Raw genomic sequence first — 4941 nt, 5'->3', positions numbered from 1 at the left:
GGGGCGCGGCCGGGGTGTTCGCCGTGTGCGCGGTCGTGTCGGCCGTCGTCGCCAGCACGGTCACCGCGCAGGAGGCCGTGCCCGGCATCCCCATGCCCGGCCCGGTCGTCGCCTTGGGGCTGCCGATCGTGCGGGTGGCGCTCGACGTCGCCGCCGTGGCCGTGGTCGGGCTGAGCCTGCTGCCCAAGCTGCTCGGCTTCGACGCCCCCGAGCGCACGGAGCCGGTCATGCGCCGGGTGCGCCCGCTCGCCGTCACCGCCGCGTGGGCATGGGCGGTGAGCGCGCTGCTCACGATCGTGTTCCAGACGGCCGAGCTCAACCCGGGCGGCGTGCCCACGCTCGGCATGATCGCCGGCTACGTCGACAGCGTGGGCACCGGGCAGGGGCTGCTGTTCAGCGCCGCCTGCGCGCTGGCGGCGGCGGGCATCGGGCTGATGGCGGTGCGGTTCGGGGAGAGGGTGCCGGCCGAGCTGCGCGTCATCGTGGCCCTGTTCGGCCTGCTGCCCATCCCGGTCACCGGGCACGCGGTCGCCTCGGTCTGGCACGACCCCATCATGATCTCGATGGAGATCCACGTGATGGGGGCGGCGGCCTGGACGGGCGGCCTCGCGGCAGTGACGGTGTTCGTCGCGCCACGAGGGGACCTGCTGGCGGTCGTGCTGCCCCGCTTCTCCAGGATCGCCACCGTCTGCCTGCTCCTGGTCGGCCTGTCGGGGCTGATCACGGGGCTTGGCACGATGGCGCTCACACCCGGCGTCGAGCTACCGGGCGCGATCCTGACCAGCGAGTACGGCCTGCTGGCGGTGGCCAAGCTGACCCTGGCCGCGATGCTGGTGCCGCTGGCCGCGCACATCCGCTTCCGGCTGCTGCCAGCCGTGCGGCGGGGCGCGACCACGGCCGTGGTGGCGTGGGCGACGGCCGAGCTGGCCGTGATGGGCCTGGCCTACGGCGTGGCTGTGGCGATCACCCGTGCCTCGGTCGGCTGACGGCCGAGCCACCATTCGCACGCCAGCCAGGCGGCCAGCAGCCCGGCCCCGGCCCAGACGGCCGACCAGGTCGCCAGGGGCGGGGTGCCCAGGAGGCCCTTGTGGCCGGTGAGCACGCTGTAGACCGGTCCCATGAGCGCGTTCTGCGCGACCAGCGCGCCGTAGACGGCGGCCGTCGCCCCGGCGGCCCCCAGCAGGGCGCGCGCCGCCGGTATCCGCACCACGAACGCGAGGTCCACGCAGATCCCGCCGATCACCAGGAAGAACGGCACGGCCGACGGCGGGAACCCGGTGTACGCGAGCAGCGGCCAGATCAGCGTGCGGAACCCCACGTAACCGGCGGCCACCATCGTGGCGGCCCCCGCCCTGCCGATCATCATCCGCGCGACGACCAGCACGGTCAGGCCGGCGATCACCGCGTAGAGCGGATAGAGCGCGTCGGGCACGGGCAGGGAGAACTGCACGGCCATCGCCCGGTCCACCGGGCGGCCCATCTGCTCGGCCGCGAACCTCTGGAGGATCGGCTCGGCGTAGGTGGCGTGGTTGTCCCAGGCGCCGATCGACAGGATGCCGTACTCCTGGTGCTGCTCGGGGAAGTGGACGTTCTCCAGGCAGAACGCGAAGAGCGCGCCGAGCACGACGGCCCGCTCCCTGCCCGGCGGAGCGCCCATGAACCAGCCGCGGATCACGCCCGCGATCATGATGAACGTGCCGAGGTAGAGCATGATGTGCGACGGGCTCCACGACGTGATGTCGAGGCCGTTGACGCGGTGGTTGATCAGGTCGAGCGGCACCGCCACCAGGAAGATCCCGGTGCCCCACTGGATCAGCCTGAGCGCCGCCCTGTCGACGCCGTAGCCGGTGTAGCCGTGGACGATGGTCAGCGCGAGCGCCAGGGCCGTGCCCGCGGAGTTGATCAGGTGGGGCGGGGCGAGGTCGTCGCGCAGCCACTTGAAGTGCCACGACACGTCCCACGCCGAGCCGAGCACCTTGAGCGCGAACGCCAGCAGCCATCCGTAGTAGAGGACCCGGAAGAGGTCGTGCGGCGTCTCGCGCCCCGCCGGCCCCCTGGTCCAGTAGGGCAGGGCCCATGCCGCGGCGTCTTTGACGAATGCTGGTGCCTTCACGGCCTGAATCTTACGGTTATCCGGCCCACCGTCCAGGTGGCCGCGAGTGTGGATCGGGGGGCGGGGACGCCGGGTCAGGCGCGGCGCGTGAGGCGTACCGGGAGGTGTTTGAGGCCGTTCTGGAAATTGGAGGCCAGTCGGACTGGCGCGCCGGTGAGGGTCACGTCCCAGGCGAGCAGTTCCTTGAAGACCGAGCGCATCTGGACCCGGGCGAGGTGGGCGCCCAGGCAGAAGTGCGGGCCGAAGCCGAAGCTGACGTGGTCGTTCGGGGTCCGGGCGACGTCGAACCGGTCGGGGTCGGGGAAGACCGACGGGTCGCGGTTGGCGGAGGCGTGGTAGCGGAGTCCAGCAGCGACGGGTCGCGGCGCAGCCGGGCGAGCTCGGCGGGGTGTTCGAGCAGCGTCAGGAGGCCGCCCGGGATGCCGTTGCGGAGCGTCTCGTTGCCGGCGACGGCGAAGAGGAAGAACATGTTCTCGAACTCCGCCCCGGTCAGGCCGCCCCTGAGCATGGCCGACATGACCGACTCGCCGTTCGCCGGCGACCCGGCGAGGGCGTGCGCGTAGGCGAAAATGTCGGTCAGCGCCGCCCGCGAGCGGGGGTTCGTGCCGGGGCGCGGCCGGGGCCGTGAGGCGACGGCGAGGCGGCCGGTCGGGGTGAGGTCCTCGACGCCGGCCGTGGACAGGCCCGCGTACTCGTCGTCCTGGTAGCCGATCACCCGCGACGCCCAGTCGTACAGCAGCCGCCTGTCCTGGTTCGGCACGCCCATGACGTGCGCCAGCGTCCAGACGGGCAGGTCGGCCGCGACCTCGACGAAGTCGCACTCCCCCGCCGCGAACAGCGACGCCGCCCGCGGGCTCGGGGATGCGGCAGACCGGGGCCTCGCGCCTGAGCCGCGCCAATAGCCCCTACGGCACGGCACGGGCGAGGTGGAAGGGTGGAAGACCTCTGGGAGAAGGGACGTCTCCTCGTTCGTGACTCCTCCGCTCCCTGAAGAGAGCGGCTTCTCGCTTTCCTCGGTTGAGGTAGGCGACGGACAAGCCCTGCCCGTTTCCGAACACAAGAACTATATCAGGGAAGCGATTCCCCTGCCGGGTGAACCCGGCAGTCCCCTCGCTAGATCGGATGGGCTCCAGGATGCATCATGAGCGCGTGACTCCAGAAGAAGGCGACGCCATCGTCAGTGAATACTTCGCGCCCTGGATCCAGCGGCTCGGGCTGCGGGTCCAGGAGGTCGGCGAACGGCACGCGGTGGTGCGGCTGCCGTGGTCCGACGAGCTGGCCAGGGAGGGCGGCGGCCTGTGCGGCCAGGCCATGATGGCCGCCGCGGACACGGCCGCCGTCATCGCGATCTCCTCGGCCAGGGGCGGCATCGTGCCGATGACCACCGTGCAGCAGTCGACGACGTTCCAGCGGCCCGTGGCCGGCAAGGACGTGCTGATCGACGTGCGCGTCACGAAGCTGGGCCGGACGCTGGCCTTCTCCGAGATCACGCTCACCGCCGACGGGGCGGGCGAGCCCGCCGCCCGGGCGTCCACGGTCTACGCGATCCTGGGCTGAGCCGGACGGCCGTTACGGTCTACGCGATCCTGGGCTGAGCCGGACGGCCGTTCGGGCGTCGGCGGCTCCGTGGTGACCCCGGCCGATCAGTCCGGTAAGGTCCCGGGTCCCCGGTCCTGACAGCGGGTGTCATCCACCGGCCGGCGCTCGGCGAATAGCCCGCGGGGGCGCATCCGGGGAGGAGCTCATGCGGAGCTGGCCGTTCGTCGGGCGGGAAGAAGAACTGGGCATGATCCGGTCGAGCCTGCGGCGGGGCGAGGCCATCGGCGTGGTCATCTCGGGCGAGGCGGGGATCGGCAAGACCCGGCTGGCCCGGGAGATCCTCGCCCTGCCCGACCTGCGGGACTGCCACACCGAGTGGGTGGCGGCGACGGGCGCCCTGGCGTCGATACCGTTCGGCGCGGTGGCCGGCCTGCTGCCCGCCGGCTGCCTCCCCGACGGCGAGGGGCTGTCGGTGCTGGCGGCGGCGGCCTCCCGATTACGGGCGTGCGCCGAGACGAGGCGGGTGGTCATCGGCGTCGACGACGCCCACCTGCTCGACGCGGGATCGGCGGCCCTGGTCGGCTATCTCGCCGCCCAGCGGCTGGCCTTCGTGGTGGCGACGTGCCGGGCCGGAGCCGCCGCGCCCGACACGATCATGATGCTGTGGAAGGACGGCCAGGCGCCCTGGGTCGATCTCCCGAGCCTGCCGGCGGACGCCGTGGACCGGCTCGTCGACCACACGCTGGCCGGGGACGTCGACGGGGTCACCCGGGGCCGGCTGCGCCGGATCGCGGCGGGCAACCCGCTGGCGCTGCGCGAGCTGCTGTCGACGACCATCGCGGACCGGACACTTCACCAGAGGCACGGCGTCTGGCGCCTGACCGGCGACTACCGTCCGAAGGGGGCCATCCGGCAGCTGCTGACGGACCGGGTCCGGCCACTCGATCAGCGGACGCGGCTGCTGCTGGAGCTGCTGGCGTGCGGTGAGCCCCTCCCGCTCGCCCTGCTGACGCAACTGGTGGACATGGCCTGCGTCGACGAAGCCGAGTCGCACGGACTCGCCGTGTCCGAGCGCGCCGGCAACCGCGTGCAGGTGCGACTGGCCCACCCGCTCTACGGCGAGGTGCTGCGCGCCGGTCTGCCGGCCGGCCGCGCGCGACAGCTCTGGTGGCGGCTCGCCGGCACGCTTCTCAGCACCCCGCTGCGCCGCCGGGACGACCTGCTGCGTGCCGCGCTCTGGCAGGTGGAGGGCGGCGCGGTGGTGCGCGCGGACATCGTGCGGCTCGGCG

Annotated in this window: 5 protein-coding genes; 3 read left to right on the top strand and 2 right to left on the bottom strand. The window is 72.8% G+C overall.

Annotation, left to right across the window (positions count from 1 at the left end; translation table 11 throughout):
* The first annotated feature begins 14 nt into the window (after positions 1–14).
* Entirely contained in the window at positions 15–986 is a 972-nt protein-coding gene (locus DQW85_RS12750) for a copper resistance D family protein (RefSeq protein ID WP_240197132.1), read from the top strand.
* Here the strand turns inward: DQW85_RS12750 and DQW85_RS12745 are convergent.
* Positions 944–2113, bottom strand: a complete 1170-nt coding sequence (locus DQW85_RS12745; protein ID WP_240197130.1) for a hypothetical protein — start codon at positions 2111–2113, stop codon at positions 944–946. The genes DQW85_RS12750 and DQW85_RS12745 overlap by 43 nt on opposite strands.
* 74 nt (positions 2114–2187) lie before the next feature.
* Positions 2188–2934, bottom strand: a complete 747-nt coding sequence (locus tag DQW85_RS12740) for a cytochrome P450 (RefSeq protein WP_240197131.1) — start codon at positions 2932–2934, stop codon at positions 2188–2190.
* Positions 2935–3262: 328 nt separating this feature from the next.
* On the opposite strand from DQW85_RS12740, the gene DQW85_RS12735 reads away from it, so the two are divergent.
* Both DQW85_RS12735 and DQW85_RS12730 read left to right on the top strand, forming a co-directional pair.
* Positions 3263–3670, top strand: a complete 408-nt coding sequence (locus DQW85_RS12735; protein ID WP_205315073.1) for a PaaI family thioesterase — start codon at positions 3263–3265, stop codon at positions 3668–3670.
* Between the two features lie 187 nt (positions 3671–3857).
* A partial coding sequence (locus tag DQW85_RS12730) for an AAA family ATPase (protein ID WP_162794937.1) occupies positions 3858–4941 on the top strand: 1084 nt, incomplete at its 3' end.

The organism is Nonomuraea lactucae (genome assembly GCF_003313395.1).
Classification (GTDB): domain Bacteria; phylum Actinomycetota; class Actinomycetes; order Streptosporangiales; family Streptosporangiaceae; genus Nonomuraea; species Nonomuraea lactucae.
Note: the sequence above shows the minus strand (reverse complement) of the source record. Positions and strands in the feature narration are given on the sequence as shown.